The following is a 16,460-nucleotide window of genomic DNA, read 5'->3' on the forward strand; positions in this document are numbered from 1 at the left end:
TCTAACTACATAACAGAAAATGAAAGAATTGAGAACATTACTAGATGAATTAATTGACTTAAATAATGAAGAGTGGGATGCTTTTAATCGAGCAATTAATGAAGAACGTTTTCAATCTAAAACCACTATTATCAAAGAGGGCAGTATCGCTAATAAAATTTACTTTATTCAATCAGGCTTATTGAGGACCTATTATCTAGAAGAAGGAAAAGAGGTGACAACTTATTTTTCTTGTGGGGGACAATTTATAGGAACATTTACAAGTTTTATTTCTCAACAACCATCAGCAGAAATTTTAGAAACCATAGCGGAAAGCGTTACTTACTCTTTAACATATACGGCATTGAATCTGCTCTATAAAAAACACCCAAAGTTTGAACGTTTAGGAAGAATATGGGCTGAAAAAAATTATTTATGTACGATAGAACGTACTACTCTCATGCAAACAAAAACAGGTAAGCAAAAGTATTTAGATTTCATCAAAAATTACGACAAGAGAATTGTATTAAATGCTCCTCAACATCAAATTGCCAGCTTCTTGGGAATAACTCCTGAGTCATTAAGTCGAATTAGAAAAGAAATAGCTATTTCTTAACAAATATCAATGGAGCTTCTTTGTTCTCATCATTTCTTTGTTTTAAACTTAAAATTTAAACAAAATGAGAACTACAAATCTATTAAAGGCTATTGTAGCCAGCAGCATCTTTCTACTGTTTCAATCATGTCAACTAACCCCCTTATCATGGAATCCTCCATCACTTTCAAATAGCATAAACACATCTGACAACGATTTACTGAAATCAAGTCAGCACCTAAGTATCGGAAAATGGTATGGACCAGAAGATATAGCTATTGGGAAAGATGGTTACATCTATTGTGGTGTTCATATAAACAAGAAGAATTTCAAAAACGGTAGAATTCTAAAAATTGATACAAGTGGTAATATTTCAACTTTTTGTAATACTGGTTCTTGGGTAACTGGCTTACATTTTGATGACCAACATAACCTTATTGCTTGTGATCAAAAAAGAGGACTTATTTCAATTGACACCACTGGTAACATTACTATACTTGCACAAAAAGATGAAACTGAGCAACCTTTTTTAATCCCCAACGATGTTGACATTGCAACAAATGGGACTATTTACTTTTCCAACACTTCTTCTAATGTTTCATTTAGCAGAAAACATGCTCGAAAAATATTAATGGAGGTACGACCAGACGGTGGACTATATGCATACACACCTAGCACTAAAAAAATCACTACTTTAATTGACAGTTCTTTTTTTGGAAATGGAGTTGCAGTGTCTCAAAATGATGAATTTGTTTTAATGGCTGATTTGACTAAATATAGAATCTTAAGGTACTGGTTAAAAGGAGAACACAGCGGAAAAACAGATATTTTCATTGACAATCTACCAGGTTTTCCTAATGGAATATCTAGAAGAAAGGATGGTAGTTTTTGGTTAGGTTTCACAACTAAAAGAGACCCTTTACTTGACAAAATTCATTCTAAAACAACCATCAAAAAAATGATTTATGCATTACCAATGTGGCTACAACCTAAACAAAAACCTTATGGAATGCTTATGCACTTATCGGAAAATGGTAATATATTAAAAACCTATTACGATACTTCTGGAAAAATTGTTTCCGAAGTCAGTTCTATTGAAGAGCATAAGGGAATTCTATATATGGGGGGAGATTTACTCAATCATATTAACCAATATAATATACAAGAATAACTTATTTCCACAAAATACCCCCCTCACTATATCTACATAAGGAGGGGGCTACAACACTGAGTTATGTTAATTTCATCATTTAACAAGAGTAAAAAACAAACATCTAAAGAGTTCCTCATAAGTAGCTTATTTTTAACAGAACAATCCCAATAAAAAAGGACATCCTACTGTTTATGTCTATATAGAAGCAATATATCTGTCACTACAACCTCAGTAATATATCGTACCACCCCTCCTTTATCTTGATAACTTTTGTTATGTAATTTTCCATAAACGCAAACTTCTTTTCCTTTTTCCAGGTATCTTTCGACTATTGTTGCTTGATGATTCCATGCAACTAGACTATGCCACTGGGTTTCTTGAATAATTTTTCCCTCTTTATTTTTATAGTATTCATAGGTTGCTAAAGTAAGGCGAGCCACCTTAATTCCATTGGGTAATTCTTTTACTTTAGGCTGTGTTCCTAAACTACCTATTAACTGTACATTGTTTCTTAGATTAGTCATTTTAATTTATTTTTTCTATTGCTGCTAGACACTTTTGCCCAACACTTGAATTATTTTAGATTTTATAACACAAAGTAAATGACTCCAACAACCTTATTCGGAAATTAAACGATTAACATACGGGTAAAAACGGTTATACCTACTTCCCTCCTACTATCCCTTATTTAATCACTCTCCATCACTAATTATTTTTTATATTGCGATCATGAGTTTAGCAGAAAGAGAAATCATTAATCGCAACATTATAGCACTGATTAAGGCTCCTAATCAATGCTTTACTGAAGTTGACTTTTTAAACCTTGATATAAAGATTTTTCCCAGTCCTAAGGAGCTCATCTCAAAAATGGAAAAACTAGACTTAATAGAACTGGATCTAGATGATGACAAGTATTATTTAACTGAACATGGGTACGACTATCATGAAAAGCTCACTTCTAAAAAAAGAAACTATTATTATGAAAACGTTCCAATTTCGCTAACTCACTACTATCACAAAAACCCTAAACGCCTGAAAGTAATCGTATTTATGCTAATACCTACTTTACTAATCGTTTGCGCTATTAAAATTATCTCCCCTAAGAAAAACAAAGGATTAAACCTGCCTACAGGAACACACCAACACATTCAACATCAACTAGATAGTCTATTAAAGGTACATGACACTTTACCCAAACAATGATCTCAACACATCTTCTATTTTATTGACCATTACGAGTTCTATCTTGTAGTTTTGTTGTAATAACCCTTTATTGTGTTTGGAAATAAATATGCGTTCATACCCTAATTTCTCAGCTTCAGAAATGCGCTGTTCGATTCTTGGTACAGGCCTAATTTCTCCAGACAATCCTACCTCTGCAGCAAAACAAGTTTTTGAATCAATACTTAAATCTACGTTTGAAGACAATATTGCACAAACTACTGCTAAATCAATAGAGGGGTCATCGACTTTTATCCCTCCTGTTATATTTAAGAAAACATCTTTTTGACCTATTCTAAACCCGCATTTTTTCTCTAATACAGCCAACAGCATATTCAGTCTTCTTAAATCAAAACCTGTTGCTGAACGTTGAGGAGTACCATAAGCAGCTGTACTTGCCAAAGCCTGTATCTCAACAAGTAATGGACGTGTTCCCTCCATAGTAACCGCCACACTAACTCCACTCAGTTCACCATTTTGATTACTAATTAATATTGCTGAAGGGTTATCTACCTCTTTTAACCCTTTGCTCGTCATTTCATAAATCCCCAACTCATTGGTACTTCCAAAACGATTTTTAATACTTCTCAACAAACGATATAAATGATTTCGGTCTCCCTCAAATTGAAGCACCGTATCCACCATATGTTCAAGAACCTTTGGACCTGCAATTGCTCCATCTTTAGTGATGTGACCAATTAAAATAATTGGTACACCTGTTTCTTTGGCATAACGCATCATTTCGGCTGTACATTCTCTTACTTGAGAAATACTTCCTGGACTAGATTCTATAGCTGGCGTTTGTAAAGTCTGAATGGAATCTATGATAATTAAATTAGGAGCTAAATTACGTGCGTGTTGAAAGATATTTTGTGTATTGGTTTCGGTTAACAAAAAACAATTCGCATCCTGATGATCTATTCGATCTGCACGCATTTTTATCTGCTCTTCACTTTCCTCACCAGAAACATACAATACTTTAAGCTGACTATTCAAAGCCAAGTCAAGCAACAATGTAGACTTACCTATACCGGGCTCACCACCTATCAACGTAAGAGACCCTACCACAATGCCACCACCTTAGACTCTATTAAACTCATCATTAGACAATTTATAACGCCTATTCTCTAATGGTGTAATTTCGCTAATATGGTGGGGTTTCGTATTTTTTTTAAAGGAATCTCCATGTAATATTTTATCCTTTTTATTTTCTTTTTGGACAACTTCCTCTACAAACGTATTCCATTCATTACATCCCGGACATTTCCCTAACCACTTTGCTGATTCTGTTCCACAGTTTTGACAAAAAAATGCTGATTTTACTTTAGCCATGTTACAAATGTAATGGCTTACTACGTATTTTTTTTACGTTTTAATCTTTTTTTACCCTCTATCGAAAACTCTATTAAAAAACGCTAAGTCATTTTAGGGAATAGACTAAGGTCAACAACCAACAAAAACAGCTAATCGAAGGAAAGTACCAATCCTATTTCAAGAAAAAAACACAAAAACATAAAACACTCTGTATCAATACTTAGAACTAAAGACTTTCACTAAAAAACTATCTAAATTTTATTTTTTAGGTATATTTAGGCCAAACATCCTTGTAAAGATTTTTTTTGAAAACCCCAATTACATGAAAAAATTACTCTTTGTTGACGATGATCACTCAACTCGAATTCTTTTTCAAAAAGCTTTTAGAGACCAATACGATGTACTCCTTGCAAAATCGGCAAAAAAGGCATTGAAGATTCTCAAGAAAGAAGAAATACCTGTTATTATTTCGGATCAAGTAATGCCCAAACAAACTGGACTAGAATTATTTGAGTTATTAGCACATCGCACCCCATTGTCTCCATCGATAAAAATTTTAATCACAGGATGTAAGGACATCGACATCGCCATTCACGCTATTAATCAAGGATACGTTTATAAGTACATCAAAAAACCTTTTGAAATTGAAGAGTTAGACGAAGTACTGAAACATGCGTATCAACTCTATTCCTCTAGGGTAAAAAGAAAGGTTTTACAACAAGCTATTGATCAAGAGCGTGAAACAACTCATGAACAATATGCTCGTGAACTACATGAAGATGTTGCACAAAATATTGCGGGGGTGAATTTTAATTTAAGCCTACCTCAACACCATACACCTCCAGAAAAACCAAGTAAAATCCTTCAGCAAACCATCCAATCGATCAGAAATTTAAGTTATGTTATTTCTCCTCGTTTACATGAATATGGCAACCTACAATCTGCAATTGAATTATTGATAGCAGGAAAAAAAAGGATAACGATAAACTCAAGTATTCAAGCAGATTTAAAATTAGACAAAAAACTAGAACTACATCTATATAGGTTAATACAATACTTCATTAAATACTATGAGGCCCAAAACATCACAAACATCACTTTCTCTTTATCATTAAACAAGAAGCTAAAGACACAATTAGTGTTTTATAGCGATCAACAATCAGAATATCATAGTGATTTTTTAGAAACTATAAGCATAATGATTGAGCCTTATTACGGTCAATTAATTCAACGGGTTATTAATAAACAATCTTCCAACTGCATCATTTACGGGCTCTATTAAGATGAACAAACTTTACTTACTCATACTCAGCATAAGTATTTGCAATATGTTTTTCGCTAAAAATAAAGCATTAATTATTGAAAAACAGCCAAGAAGCTATCCTGTCCGAGGCTTTATTGAAATACTAGAAGACAAAAACAACGAGTACTCTATCCATGATATTATAAAAAAAGACTGTTTATTCGTTCGTTCCAATAAATTAAACATGGGATTTACGACCTCCGCCTATTGGTATAAACTTTCCATTACAAACCCTACTCACGTAACACAATCTTTGATCTTAAGTATCATGTATCCTGACCTTAATGAGCTAGATTTCTATGAGACATCCAACCAATGTATTCTTAGGTCTATCCAAACAGGTGAATCTAGGCCGTTTAACAACAGGATATTGATACATCGTAACTACCTCTTCCCCATAGATTTTCTCCCTAAAAGTTCGCTCACATTCTATATCAAAGCATATAACAATGGGGATTCTGTTAATTTACCCCTTAAGCTATCGGAACAAGCCACATTTTTTATAGAAGATCAACTGCAAACAACTATCAATTGGCTTTTTTATGGCGTTTATTTGGCTGTTATATTACTCAGTCTTTTTTTGTTTATAATCAGTAAAAGAAAATTATATCTTGATTATTTTTTATATGCCTTTTTCTTCTCATTATTCATCTTAAACTTAGACGGTTTTTCTCGTCAACTACTATGGCCTAACTACCCTTGGTGGTCCAACCACTCTACTGTCCTTTTTGCTAGTCTAGGCAACCTATTTTTATTATCACTTACGAAACGTTTTTTAATTTTCAAAAGCCTTGAAAAGCTTCGAGCATCGCATCGCATCATTTACCTGTTTCAAATACTATGCTTCATAGCAAGCATCCTATCCCTATTTAATCAAGAATTCTTACTTATAAGTATCTATTTATTAAATCTTTTTTACCCCTCAACAGTTATTCTTATCATTATTCTATCCATTAAATCGATACAGCAAGGAAACGCTCTAGCCTATTACTTTTTAATTGGATTTTCATTATTTTTTATTTGCATTGTGTTATTTCAACTGTCAGACACAGGGATCATTCAATCTTCATTTTTAAATTCGAGTAGCATATTTAGAATAGGTTTAATCAGCGAAGGCATCTGTTTAACCCTTGCTGCTATTGATCAATATCGTAAAGAAATTGAAAAAGTTACCCATACCTTAAGGATACAAAACCAAGCATTGACAATTGCTCAAAACCAAGCAGAAAATGCTAATCGATTAAAAGGCGTTTTTTTATCCAACATGTCACACGAAATAAGATCTCCTTTACATATCATTAATGGATATATCCAATTGTTTTTACAAGGAAAAATAGCAGAAACTGATAAAGTCAACATTTTTCATTTAATAAAAAAAAATGCCAAAATATTACTACAACTCATCGATGACATTATCGACATCTCTAAAATTGAAGCGAATCAACTTCAATTAAATTTGAAGTTTTTTGATTTATCCGTCTTTTTTTCTGAGATCTATGAAGAGTTTAAAAATACAAAACAAACGGTTGTATTAAGTATCGCAATTCAAAAGTATGATCCTTTCGAATATTTTTTTTACACCGATCAACTTAGGTTAAAGCAAATTATTAGCAACCTCATCAACAATGCTTATAAATACACAGATAAAGGGGAAATAATTGTAGGATACACCCATCAAGACAACCAATTAACTTTCTTTGTAAAAGACACTGGGAAAGGCATACCTAACAACAAAATAGATCAAATTTTTGACCGATTTAACAAACTGGATCAATCTGAGGGGACTGGGATTGGACTTGCTATTTCCAAAGAATTAGTCATCCTCTTAAATGGTAAAATATGGGTTGAGTCCACTCCCAATCAGGGAACCTCTTTTTATTTTAACCTACCAATTAACTTCCCCCAAAAAGAAAAAGTTTGTATTCAACCCTCTAATCATCAAAACTTAAAGCATAATCTACCTTATAACTGGAAAGGAAAAACCATTTTAATAGCAGAGGATAAAGATGAAAGTTATTGGTTATTAAAACAACATTTAGAAGATACCGAAGTCAACCTTATATGGGCAAAAAACGGCGTAGAAGCAGTTAATTTGTATTGCTCTTATGATAATATTGACTTGATATTAATGGACATTAACATGCCGATTATGAATGGGTTTGAAGCATTAAAAGCCATTAGACAAGTTAACCCAGACGTCCCTGTATTTTCGCAAACTGCATACGGTTTAAATGACGAAATAGAAAAATGTAAAAACGCAGGATTCAATGAGTACATTCCGAAACCCATTGACCTGCAAACTATATCAAATACAATAAATAAATACTTAAAATTATGAAACGTAACGTACAAGAGTCAACTTTAAGAAACATAATGGATAACACCTACCAGTATGTTTATGACAAAAACCTCGGAAATGTAATTGAGGAAAATGGACGAGAATTGATTATGATGGGATCAATTAATTACTTAGGCCTATCGAAGCATCCTAAAGTAATAGAAGCTGTTTTAAAGGATGTCCAAGAGAATGGAATAGTAGGTACAGGAGCCCGATATTCTGATGGCTACACAAGTCATCACAAAGGGTTGGAAGATGATTTAAAAACATTTTTTAATCGTAAACATTGTTTAATTTTTAACTCAGGTTTTTTAGCAAATCTTGGAACTATTAGTTCTACTGGAAGAGGCGCTATCATCTTTTCAGACAAAGAGAATCACCCCAGTATACTTGATGGGATGCTACTTGCTAGAGCCAATTCTGGAGCTCAATTTTATCGTTTTAGACACAATGACCCCAAACACTTTGAAGAGTTAGTAAAAAGAGCACCAGATTCACCTAATAAATGGTTAGTTTTAGTTGGTACTTTTGGTTCGAAAGGTGAACATATTAAATTAGCTCAATTTGTTGAAATTGCTAAAAAGTATAACATCAAAATATTTTTTGATGATGCACATTCTATTATTATTGACGGAGAAAACAAAAGGGGCTTATCAGAAAAAGAAAATGTATATAACGATATAGATATTTTAATGGGCTCTTTTCAAATGACTTTTGCAAACATTGGTGCTTTTATAGTAGGAAATGATGACTTAATCAAAAGCATGCAATATCATTCAAGACCTTATATGTACACCTACAATTTGCCCTCACAAAATGTAGTGGCAATTCGAACAATTTTTGAAATCATCAATTCAGATGAAGGAAAATACTTAATTCAGAAACTACACGAAAATGTAAATTACATAAGAGAAGGTGTTCGTAAAATAGGACTTACACCTATATCTAAGGATTCTCAAGTTATTTGTTTTAAAGTAGAGAATGAAAAGTTAAAGTTTTTAGCCGATCAACTATACAAAGATGGTCTTTGGGTACAAAAATATCTTCCTAACGAAAATGGCTATTCTTCCATTAGATTAACCCCAATGGCTACACACACAAAAGAGCATTTAGATAAAACGCTTGCTATTCTTTCGAAATACAAAGCGCACATATCATAACTAACAAAACTACCTTCTACTCTCTTAAAAAATTAAAATACCCCTGTCCTCCTCAAAATATTCTCTTAGAAGAAATATGTTTATCAAAGGACAGGAAGATTATTTAGCTCATCTTTTTTCCTAACATTAAAATATCAGACACAATAATTTCTGTTACATATTTTTTTACCCCATTACTATCTTCATAGGATCTGCTGTTTAATTTTCCAGCCACACAAATCTCTTTTCCTTTTTCTAAATACTTCTCGGCAATCGTTGCCTGATTATTCCATGCAACAAGGTTATGCCATTGTGTTTCTTTAACAACCTCACCTTTTCGGTTTTTATAGGACTCATTTGTTGCTAGCGTCATTCGTGCTACTTTAACTCCGTTTTCTAATTCTTTCACATCTGGATCTATTCCCAGGTTTCCGATTAATTGTACGCTGTTTCTTAGGTTTGCCATAATACTTTTTTTTACTTTGATTTTTTATTCTACCAAACAACATTGTTTAGTACATCAATCCATTTTGACTTGACAACGCAAAGTAAATAGGTCGGCGAGGATTTAGTCGGTAATTAAACAATTAAAACCTGTGTAAAAACGAACTTAAACGGCTGTACGCTTTTTTAAAATTGATTATCAAACAGTTAAACTAAAAAAATATATTTAATACAATCCTTTAGCTACATCTAGCGCGCTCTTCTTTTTCTTGAGGTTTATTCTAACTTGTTCTTTATTAAAAACTTTAATGTAATAATATGACAAAACATATTTTCCATTAGCCTCGTTTCTTTCTTTCACCTCTTTTTCTAATTCTTTTTGAATATAATCCAGAGGAGTTTTGTTGACATAAGTAAGTACACCATTTTTCAATTTAATTTCGGTCTCCCCTTCAACAACAACTGTTTCTATTTTTGAGAGAGTTAACTCTGTATTCCTATGATATCCTTCTTTGAATATACAAGGTATATCAAAGGATGCTTCTTTTATATACGAAAGCGATTTATTTATTCCTGCTACTAATTTAAACTCATTGTTTGACTCAAAATCACCCTCATATTCTCCAGATTGACCATTATGCTTTCTTGTAAATTTCGCAGCATATATATTCTTATACTCAAAATATGAAGCTCCATCTCTTTTTGACTTACAGAACTCTGTCAGAGAATTTCTATTATAATCAAACTCTTTCATTAAGTTATCTGTTAATTGCTCTACGAAACGTTGATACTGCTCAGGAGACTCTTTATCTAGAGCAAGTACTTTTGAAAGCCGTTCTGTTCTTTCTGCTTTCTCTTTAGCTAACCTTTCTGCTTTTTCTTTTTCTTTCTGGGCTTCTTGTTTTTCATATTCCAAAATCCCTGTATTGACTTTAGCTCTTGTTCCAGAAGAAAGTTTTTTCACATCCGTCTTTTTGATTTTCACAACTGCGTCTCCTAAAATATTTTCAGACAAAACACGATATGTTTTATAATTAGGCGCGAAGAAATAATTACCAACAGCATTAAAATCACTTGTTTCCGCTACATAGAATGTCTTTAACTTAGATTTTGACATATCTACATATTCTATTTTCACCTCATTACAAACTCCATCTTTTAATGAAAATATAATTGACCTCGTCGCTACAAAATCAAAATCCAGGTCTGATGTATTTGAAAACATTAAATAAACTCCACTGAGTTCTCCATCTTCATACATTTTATGAAACAAACCAATCCCTTTTTCTTGTTCCCAATATTTACAATAATCAATTACTTTATCTGCCGATTTTCCAATATAAGCCTCTTGAGACCAACTACTTTTTATGGAAAAAATAGCCAACACAACTATTACAAGTACACTTTTCATTTTCTCTTATTATTTTATCTTCCTATTTTTCTAACAATTCTATAGTTTTAATATCCGTTAACCTTTGATAGGTATCTTCAAATTCTCCCCACTTGGTAGGACCTTTTAAGGAAAACTTAATGGAATTAATTGTAACATTTTGCCAATCGTCAGGATTAGAAAAATTCAATTCATTTTGATCATTGAGCTCATCAATCTTAAATACTCCCACTTTGGTATTTCCAAAGAAATTATCTGTTAAACGAACTACTTTGTTATGCATTTGCCCTAAGCTGTATATAGCAACAACCTCTATCCCTTCAAGTCTAAATAAAACTTCTGGTGATTCAGCATGAATCAATTCTAATTGTTTTTCTGTAAAACTCATTTTTTTATTGTTTTGATTAAATTCAAAGCAAAAATAAGAGTAGGAAAAACGCCTTCTTTTCAAGGATGATTTATCGTGAAGTATTCTTTATTTAACGTAAACAAAAAATTACAAGCTTTCAATCAGCATTAAAAGCTTCTCTTTTTTTCTAACAGAAACAGGAACAATACTTTGATCTGTCATTTCTAAGTATCCACCCTCACGCTTTTTATAACTTTCAAAATACTCAATATTAATCAGATGTGACTTATGAGCTCTAAAAAAGCCGAGATCAGTTAGTATACTATCATACTCTTTTAGAGGTTTTGAAACCATAATCTTTTCACCTGAAAGCAAATAAAACCGTGTGTAATTGACATCTGCTTCACAACGAACTATATTTTTAATTTTCACCACCTTTATCTCCTCTTGTGTTTTTAGAACCAGTTTTGTTTTTTTAGGTTTGGCTTCACTTAAATTCTCTTGAAGTGTTCTCAACTGAAGCATTATAGATGACTGGTGGAGTTCTTTTTTACTTATCTTTTCAAAAACGTCTCCTAATTCTTCTATAGCTACAGGTTTTAATAAGAAATCAATCGCACTATATTTAATAGCATTTAAAGCATAATGTGCGTGGGAGGTTACTACAACTAAATGAAAATTTTCTTTATTGGCTGCTTCTAACAATTGAAATCCTGTTTTATCACCATCCAACTCAATATCTAAAAAGAGAATATCAAACGTTTTAGTCAACATCAGATTTAACGCTTCTTGATAGCTATTAGCGACATGAATTGATGAAATTTCTTCTGCATAATATGATTTTAAGAGATCTATTAAAGAATCACTTAGCACTTCTACATCATCTACAACTAATATATTATACATACCTTTTAATTTATTACTAAAGCAACCCTAGTTCCTCTCACAACATCGTCTTCAATAATATTATTGATAGCCAACTCTATGCTTTGTTTATTTCTCATATTCTCAATTCGCTCCCTTGTGATTTGAATTGCATAAGATTTATACCCCTCCTTTTCACTGGCAACCTCTTCAACTTGTTTAAAGCCTTTCCCCTCATCTTCTACTTCCAAAATTAACACCCTTTCTTTCAATTTCACATTTACGATCAACTGGCTAGGAGCAGTCAGTTTTTCCACACCATGCTCTATTGCATTTTCTATAAATGGCTGAAGCAACATTGGAGGAACGTCATATTCCTCGACGTCTATTTCATCATCCACATTGATTTGATAATTTAATTTTTCCCCTAAACGCAATTTATGTAAAAACAGAAAATTTTCAATAATCTCAATTTCTTTTTCTAAACTAATCGACTCTTCTCTAGAACATTCTAAAATTGCTCTCATTAATTTTCCAAATCGAGTAATATACCTGTAACTTTCTTCTTTTTTATTCGCCCTTATAAAACTACCTATTGTTGCTAAAGAATTAAAGATAAAATGTGGATTCATTTGAGTACGCAATAGTTTTTGCTCTAATTCTAACAGTTCTTTTTCTGCTTTAGCCTTTTTCCTATTCACCACTAAAAACATGAGTAATGCAACGAATAACGTCCCAACAATTATCCCTACAGCAATTATTATTTTTAACCTAAAATCTTTCTCTTGAACAACGATACTTTGCTTGAGAATTTGATTCTCATAGGTTTTCTTTTCGGTATCATATTTAAGGGTTAATTCATTAATATTCTCAATATTTTGAGCATTCAGAAAAGAAGACTTAATACTATCTCTTTTATTTAGAAAGAATAAAACTGAATCTGGACATTCTTTAATAGCTGCTAATGCCAAATAATAATACAAATGCTCTACATCTTGTTTTACTCCAAACTTATGAGCGACATTTAATGCTTTTCTAAGTTCGTGATAAGCTTCTGCATTTCTATTCTGCTCAACTAATAATGACCCTAAACCAATATAGGCACCTACTTCCCTACCTATATCATTAGTCAATTTACTGTACCTTAAAGACTCCTTAAGGTAATAATAAGCTGAATCTATATTATATTTTTCCGATTCTTTATTAGAATCATAATATTTAGCCAAAGCGTATGAGGTATAACTTAAACTCTTATAATTATTTGTTTCTTTACCTATTTTATATGATAAAAACAACCTCTTGACAGCTTCTACTGAATCTTGTAAATGCATCAATGCTCCTGCGATATTAGTATGGATTGTAGTTAAACTTAAGGAATCTTTTAAATTAAGCTTCTTTTTAGATAAAATTTCTTTCTCAGCAAGCTCATTATATTCTAAAGCTTTTTTATAATTTTTAACCCCATAATATGATGTAGAAATTAAACTTAAAGGAGGCAGCTTAGATATCCCTGCCTCTTCAGATATTTTTAGAGCTTTCAAAGCATAATCAATAGCTTTTTCATAGTCTGAACTTTTATAATAAAGTACCCCTAATTGATTGTAAGCTTTTCCTAACAAAGCTTTATTGTTGTTACTAACACAAAGATCTATTGCAGCATTAATATAATGTCCTGCTGAGTCAAATGAATATAATTTTGTTAATAGGCTTCCCTTATCTATATACCTTTGCGCTAACCTTTTATCATCTCTTTTATTTTGGCTTAATAAAATGGCAATTGACTTGTCACAATATATTTTTGATGAATCATAATTAACACGCTTATATTCTAGCATTAAAAGCTCCAATACTTTTTCCTTTTCTGTTGCATCGTTTTCTTTAATTTTAAGAATCGTTTTTAAAGAGTCAATATCATTAGCGTGAATGGAAAAAGTAGAACTAATCAATATTAAAAAAAAGAAAAATTTCATGGCATGGAACTTAATGCTTTAACAAAGTTACGTATTTTATTCCCTTATCGGGAAGGATTACATTTTTCCTCAACCATCTTCCAGACATCAGGATGTTCGTTGGCATAACCCATTGCCCAAAAGCCAATTCCTCCAATTGATTTTTCTTTTAATAACTGGTTTATCTTATACGCTAAGTTTTCTTTACTTTCGAACCAACATTGCATGATCTTTTCTCCTTCTCGATAGACACAATAAGAACTTTGGCTAACGGAATCAAGCATAACTTTATCTTTTTCTACCAATTCCATTACTTTGTTATAGCTAATTTCTTTAATCCCTTTAACAGATCTACTGTTCAAATTTATGGTTTCCGTTTCCCATATTGTGCCATAAAGTGGTAAAGCAACCATGAATTGTTCTTTTGGAAAGGAATGTTCTAAGTATTGATCCACATTATCATTAATGTTATAAGGCTCCCAAATATCCCCACTTTGATAAGGAGAAATTGGTCCAGCATGATGACTTTTTAAATGGTAACAAGCATAGCCCATCATTACAAAGTAGTCTACACTCGTTTTTAAGACTTTTGCATTTACTATATTTTCTTGAAATGCTATGGGTAGCACCACCATAACACGATGCTTATTTTTCTTTAATTCTTGTCCTAACTGTTGTATAAAACCTGCAAAAAGACTACTATCTTTTTGATGAATCTCTTCAAAATCAACACAAACTCCAGCTGCATTTCGTTGCACCAACATATTAGATACTCTCTTGATCAGTGTATCACAAGCTTTTTGATTAGATAACAACGCTGCATTTTTTGAATAACCAAAATTCGTAATTGTTAAATAAACCGAACAGTTTTTAGCTTGAGCTGAGTCTATTATTGGATCGTTTGCCCAATCGATACTTTCCTCAGCCTCTCCATTTGAGGGGTTCACTTTATAAGAAAAATAGGCCAACATATTTAAAGCTTCGTAATTGTAAGACTGAACACCTTCCTTTGTTCTATGCCAACCCAATACAGGAACTTTAGGTTTTTCTTGTTCCTTCTTTTCTTTTGAAATCGTTTCAACGCCTTTAGGTGTTTTATTTCCTGCTTCACAGGCTAATAAAAGTATTGAAAAAGCAAAAATTACTATTAAGTTAAAACATCTTCTCATCTCTCTTGACTTCCTATAAAATTAATAACGATCATAAAAAAAGCCTTGTAGGAAATTCCTACAAGGCTTTTAAAATATTAATCAAATTGCGTAAGCAAATTATTCTCCTACAACTTCAAAACCTACTTTTACAGTGATTTCTTTGTGTAATTTCACTTCTGCTTCATAAGAACCAGCAGCTTTAATTGCGCTTCCTAATAATTTAATTTTTCTTCTTTCTACTTCAAAACCAGCTTTGTTTAAAGCATCAGCTAACTGTACGTTAGTAACAGAACCAAAAATCTTTCCGTTCTCACCAACTTTAGCACCAACTTTGATTGAAGCTTCAGCTAACTTAGCAGCAACTGCTTGAGCTTCTTCTTTAATCTTCGCTAATTTATGACTTCTTTGACGCATTGTTTCAGCGTGCATTTTCTTTACAGATTCTGTTGCAATAACAGCCATCTTCTGAGGGATAAGGAAATTACGTCCGTAACCATCTTTTACAGATACGATTTCATCTTTATCTCCTAAATTATCTACATTTTTCTTTAATAAAACTTCCATGATATGCCCTCCTTATTTTAATTGATCCGCAAGATATGGTAAAATCGCTAAATGACGAGCTCTCTTAACTGCTTGAGCTACTTTCTTTTGATATTTAGCAGAGTTTCCTGTTATTCTTCTTGGTAAAATTTTACCTTGTTCGTTAATAAATTTCAATAAAAACTCAGGATCTTTATAATCTACATATTTAATCCCTAATTTTTTGAATCTACAATATTTATCGCTTTTAACGTCAATACTAATTGGCGTTAAATATCTGATATCTGAATCTTTTCCAGCCATTTCTGATCTTTTTTAATGTTTTTAATTAAGCTTTAGCTTTACTTCTTCTTCTTTCTGCGAAAGCAACATGGTGCTTATCCATTTTAGTTGTTAAGAAACGTAAAATACGCTCGTCACGTCTAAATGCAAGTTCTAATTTTTCTACAACATCACCAGCTCCTTCAAACTGAAATAATGTATAAAAACCTGTTGATTTCTTTTGAATTGGATATGCCATTTTTTTCAATCCCCAATTCTCCGTTTGAGAAAGCTTCGCTCCAGCATCTTTAAGAACGCTCTGGAATTTCTCTACTGCTTCCTTTACCTGAACATCAGATAAAACGGGAGTTAAAATGAAAACAGTTTCGTAATTGTTCATAATAATTTGTTTTAAATAATTCTAATCCGCACACTTTGTACGGCCTGCAAAAGTAATCCTTTTTTAT

General features: G+C 32.2%; 16 protein-coding genes and 1 pseudogene. 6 read left to right on the plus strand and 11 right to left on the minus strand.

Annotated features, from left to right (window positions below):
• Positions 1-19: 19 nt before the first annotated feature.
• Both N4A35_14855 and N4A35_14860 read left to right on the plus strand, forming a co-directional pair.
• Positions 20-595: a Crp/Fnr family transcriptional regulator gene (locus N4A35_14855; protein MCT4582694.1), complete on the plus strand. Its 576-nt coding sequence runs from the start codon at positions 20-22 to the stop codon at positions 593-595.
• 64 nt (positions 596-659) lie between these two features.
• Complete coding sequence (locus N4A35_14860; GenBank protein MCT4582695.1) at positions 660-1,745, plus strand: SMP-30/gluconolactonase/LRE family protein; 1,086 nt, start codon at positions 660-662, stop codon at positions 1,743-1,745.
• Positions 1,746-1,909: 164 nt separating this feature from the next.
• Here N4A35_14860 and N4A35_14865 read toward each other — a convergent pair whose 3' ends face one another.
• The gene (locus N4A35_14865; GenBank protein ID MCT4582696.1) at positions 1,910-2,251 is read right to left on the minus strand and encodes a single-stranded DNA-binding protein; all 342 of its coding nucleotides are present in this window, start codon (positions 2,249-2,251) and stop codon (positions 1,910-1,912) included.
• A gap of 205 nt (positions 2,252-2,456) precedes the next feature.
• On the opposite strand from N4A35_14865, the gene N4A35_14870 reads away from it, so the two are divergent.
• Positions 2,457-2,930: a hypothetical protein gene (locus N4A35_14870; GenBank protein ID MCT4582697.1), complete on the plus strand. Its 474-nt coding sequence runs from the start codon at positions 2,457-2,459 to the stop codon at positions 2,928-2,930.
• On the opposite strand, the pseudogene radA reads toward N4A35_14870, so the two are convergent.
• A pseudogene (gene radA, locus N4A35_14875) lies at positions 2,916-4,280 on the minus strand (DNA repair protein RadA). The gene N4A35_14870 and the pseudogene radA sit on opposite strands and share 15 nt — an antisense overlap.
• 304 nt (positions 4,281-4,584) lie before the next feature.
• Here radA and N4A35_14880 point away from each other — a divergent pair.
• From N4A35_14880 to N4A35_14890, 3 genes are read left to right on the plus strand one after another with little or no spacing between them, the layout of a single operon-like run.
• Positions 4,585-5,544, plus strand: coding sequence for a response regulator (locus N4A35_14880; GenBank protein MCT4582698.1), 960 nt, complete (start codon positions 4,585-4,587; stop codon positions 5,542-5,544).
• Positions 5,545-5,590: 46 nt separating this feature from the next.
• Positions 5,591-7,903 (plus strand): ATP-binding protein, encoded by a 2,313-nt coding sequence (locus N4A35_14885; GenBank protein MCT4582699.1) that lies wholly within the window; start codon positions 5,591-5,593, stop codon positions 7,901-7,903.
• Positions 7,900-9,063, plus strand: coding sequence for an aminotransferase class I/II-fold pyridoxal phosphate-dependent enzyme (locus N4A35_14890; protein ID MCT4582700.1), 1,164 nt, complete (start codon positions 7,900-7,902; stop codon positions 9,061-9,063). The genes N4A35_14885 and N4A35_14890 overlap by 4 nt, the downstream gene beginning before the upstream one ends.
• 103 nt (positions 9,064-9,166) lie before the next feature.
• Here the strand turns inward: N4A35_14890 and ssb are convergent, their stop codons facing one another.
• The 9 genes from ssb to rpsF all read right to left on the minus strand — a co-directional run bounded on the left by ssb (position 9,167) and on the right by rpsF (position 16,393).
• Entirely contained in the window at positions 9,167-9,508 is a 342-nt protein-coding gene (ssb, locus tag N4A35_14895; GenBank protein MCT4582701.1) for a single-stranded DNA-binding protein, read from the minus strand.
• Between the two features lie 204 nt (positions 9,509-9,712).
• Positions 9,713-10,897 carry a hypothetical protein gene (locus N4A35_14900; protein ID MCT4582702.1) on the minus strand — a complete coding sequence of 395 codons (1,185 nt, stop codon included), beginning with the start codon at positions 10,895-10,897 and terminating at the stop codon, positions 9,713-9,715.
• A 22-nt stretch (positions 10,898-10,919) separates the two neighbouring features.
• Positions 10,920-11,264 carry a hypothetical protein gene (locus N4A35_14905; GenBank protein MCT4582703.1) on the minus strand — a complete coding sequence of 115 codons (345 nt, stop codon included), beginning with the start codon at positions 11,262-11,264 and terminating at the stop codon, positions 10,920-10,922.
• Between the two features lie 108 nt (positions 11,265-11,372).
• Positions 11,373-12,131, minus strand: a complete 759-nt coding sequence (locus N4A35_14910; GenBank protein MCT4582704.1) for a LytTR family DNA-binding domain-containing protein — start codon at positions 12,129-12,131, stop codon at positions 11,373-11,375.
• Between the two features lie 5 nt (positions 12,132-12,136).
• Entirely contained in the window at positions 12,137-14,059 is a 1,923-nt protein-coding gene (locus N4A35_14915; GenBank protein ID MCT4582705.1) for a histidine kinase, read from the minus strand.
• A 44-nt stretch (positions 14,060-14,103) separates the two neighbouring features.
• Complete coding sequence (locus N4A35_14920) at positions 14,104-15,207, minus strand: glycosyl hydrolase family 18 protein (protein ID MCT4582706.1); 1,104 nt, start codon at positions 15,205-15,207, stop codon at positions 14,104-14,106.
• Positions 15,208-15,306: 99 nt separating this feature from the next.
• Positions 15,307-15,753, minus strand: coding sequence for a 50S ribosomal protein L9 (gene rplI, locus N4A35_14925; GenBank protein MCT4582707.1), 447 nt, complete (start codon positions 15,751-15,753; stop codon positions 15,307-15,309).
• Between the two features lie 12 nt (positions 15,754-15,765).
• On the minus strand, positions 15,766-16,035 hold the full coding sequence (gene rpsR / locus N4A35_14930; protein MCT4582708.1) for a 30S ribosomal protein S18: 270 nt from the start codon (positions 16,033-16,035) through the stop codon (positions 15,766-15,768).
• Between the two features lie 25 nt (positions 16,036-16,060).
• Positions 16,061-16,393 carry a 30S ribosomal protein S6 gene (gene rpsF, locus N4A35_14935; GenBank protein MCT4582709.1) on the minus strand — a complete coding sequence of 111 codons (333 nt, stop codon included), beginning with the start codon at positions 16,391-16,393 and terminating at the stop codon, positions 16,061-16,063.
• Between the last annotated feature and the right edge of the window lie 67 nt (positions 16,394-16,460).

Source organism: Flavobacteriales bacterium (assembly GCA_025210295.1).
GTDB lineage: Bacteria > Bacteroidota > Bacteroidia > Flavobacteriales_D > Parvicellaceae > S010-51.

Excerpts from the sequence above, each read along its gene's own strand:
- rplI (MCT4582707.1), bottom strand. The coding sequence starts at position 15,753 with ATGGAAGTTTTATTAAAGAAAAATGTAGATAATTTAGGAGATAAAGAT.
- N4A35_14865 (MCT4582696.1), bottom strand. The coding sequence starts at position 2,251 with ATGACTAATCTAAGAAACAATGTACAGTTAATAGGTAGTTTAGGAACA.
- rpsF (MCT4582709.1), bottom strand. The coding sequence starts at position 16,393 with ATGAACAATTACGAAACTGTTTTCATTTTAACTCCCGTTTTATCTGAT.
- N4A35_14880 (MCT4582698.1), top strand. The coding sequence starts at position 4,585 with ATGAAAAAATTACTCTTTGTTGACGATGATCACTCAACTCGAATTCTT.
- N4A35_14915 (MCT4582705.1), bottom strand. The coding sequence starts at position 14,059 with ATGAAATTTTTCTTTTTTTTAATATTGATTAGTTCTACTTTTTCCATT.
- N4A35_14910 (MCT4582704.1), bottom strand. The coding sequence starts at position 12,131 with ATGTATAATATATTAGTTGTAGATGATGTAGAAGTGCTAAGTGATTCT.
- N4A35_14890 (MCT4582700.1), top strand. The coding sequence starts at position 7,900 with ATGAAACGTAACGTACAAGAGTCAACTTTAAGAAACATAATGGATAAC.
- ssb (MCT4582701.1), bottom strand. The coding sequence starts at position 9,508 with ATGGCAAACCTAAGAAACAGCGTACAATTAATCGGAAACCTGGGAATA.
- N4A35_14885 (MCT4582699.1), top strand. The coding sequence starts at position 5,591 with ATGTTTTTCGCTAAAAATAAAGCATTAATTATTGAAAAACAGCCAAGA.
- N4A35_14860 (MCT4582695.1), top strand. The coding sequence starts at position 660 with ATGAGAACTACAAATCTATTAAAGGCTATTGTAGCCAGCAGCATCTTT.
- N4A35_14870 (MCT4582697.1), top strand. The coding sequence starts at position 2,457 with ATGAGTTTAGCAGAAAGAGAAATCATTAATCGCAACATTATAGCACTG.
- N4A35_14905 (MCT4582703.1), bottom strand. The coding sequence starts at position 11,264 with ATGAGTTTTACAGAAAAACAATTAGAATTGATTCATGCTGAATCACCA.
- N4A35_14900 (MCT4582702.1), bottom strand. The coding sequence starts at position 10,897 with ATGAAAAGTGTACTTGTAATAGTTGTGTTGGCTATTTTTTCCATAAAA.
- rpsR (MCT4582708.1), bottom strand. The coding sequence starts at position 16,035 with ATGGCTGGAAAAGATTCAGATATCAGATATTTAACGCCAATTAGTATT.
- N4A35_14855 (MCT4582694.1), top strand. The coding sequence starts at position 20 with ATGAAAGAATTGAGAACATTACTAGATGAATTAATTGACTTAAATAAT.
- N4A35_14920 (MCT4582706.1), bottom strand. The coding sequence starts at position 15,207 with ATGAGAAGATGTTTTAACTTAATAGTAATTTTTGCTTTTTCAATACTT.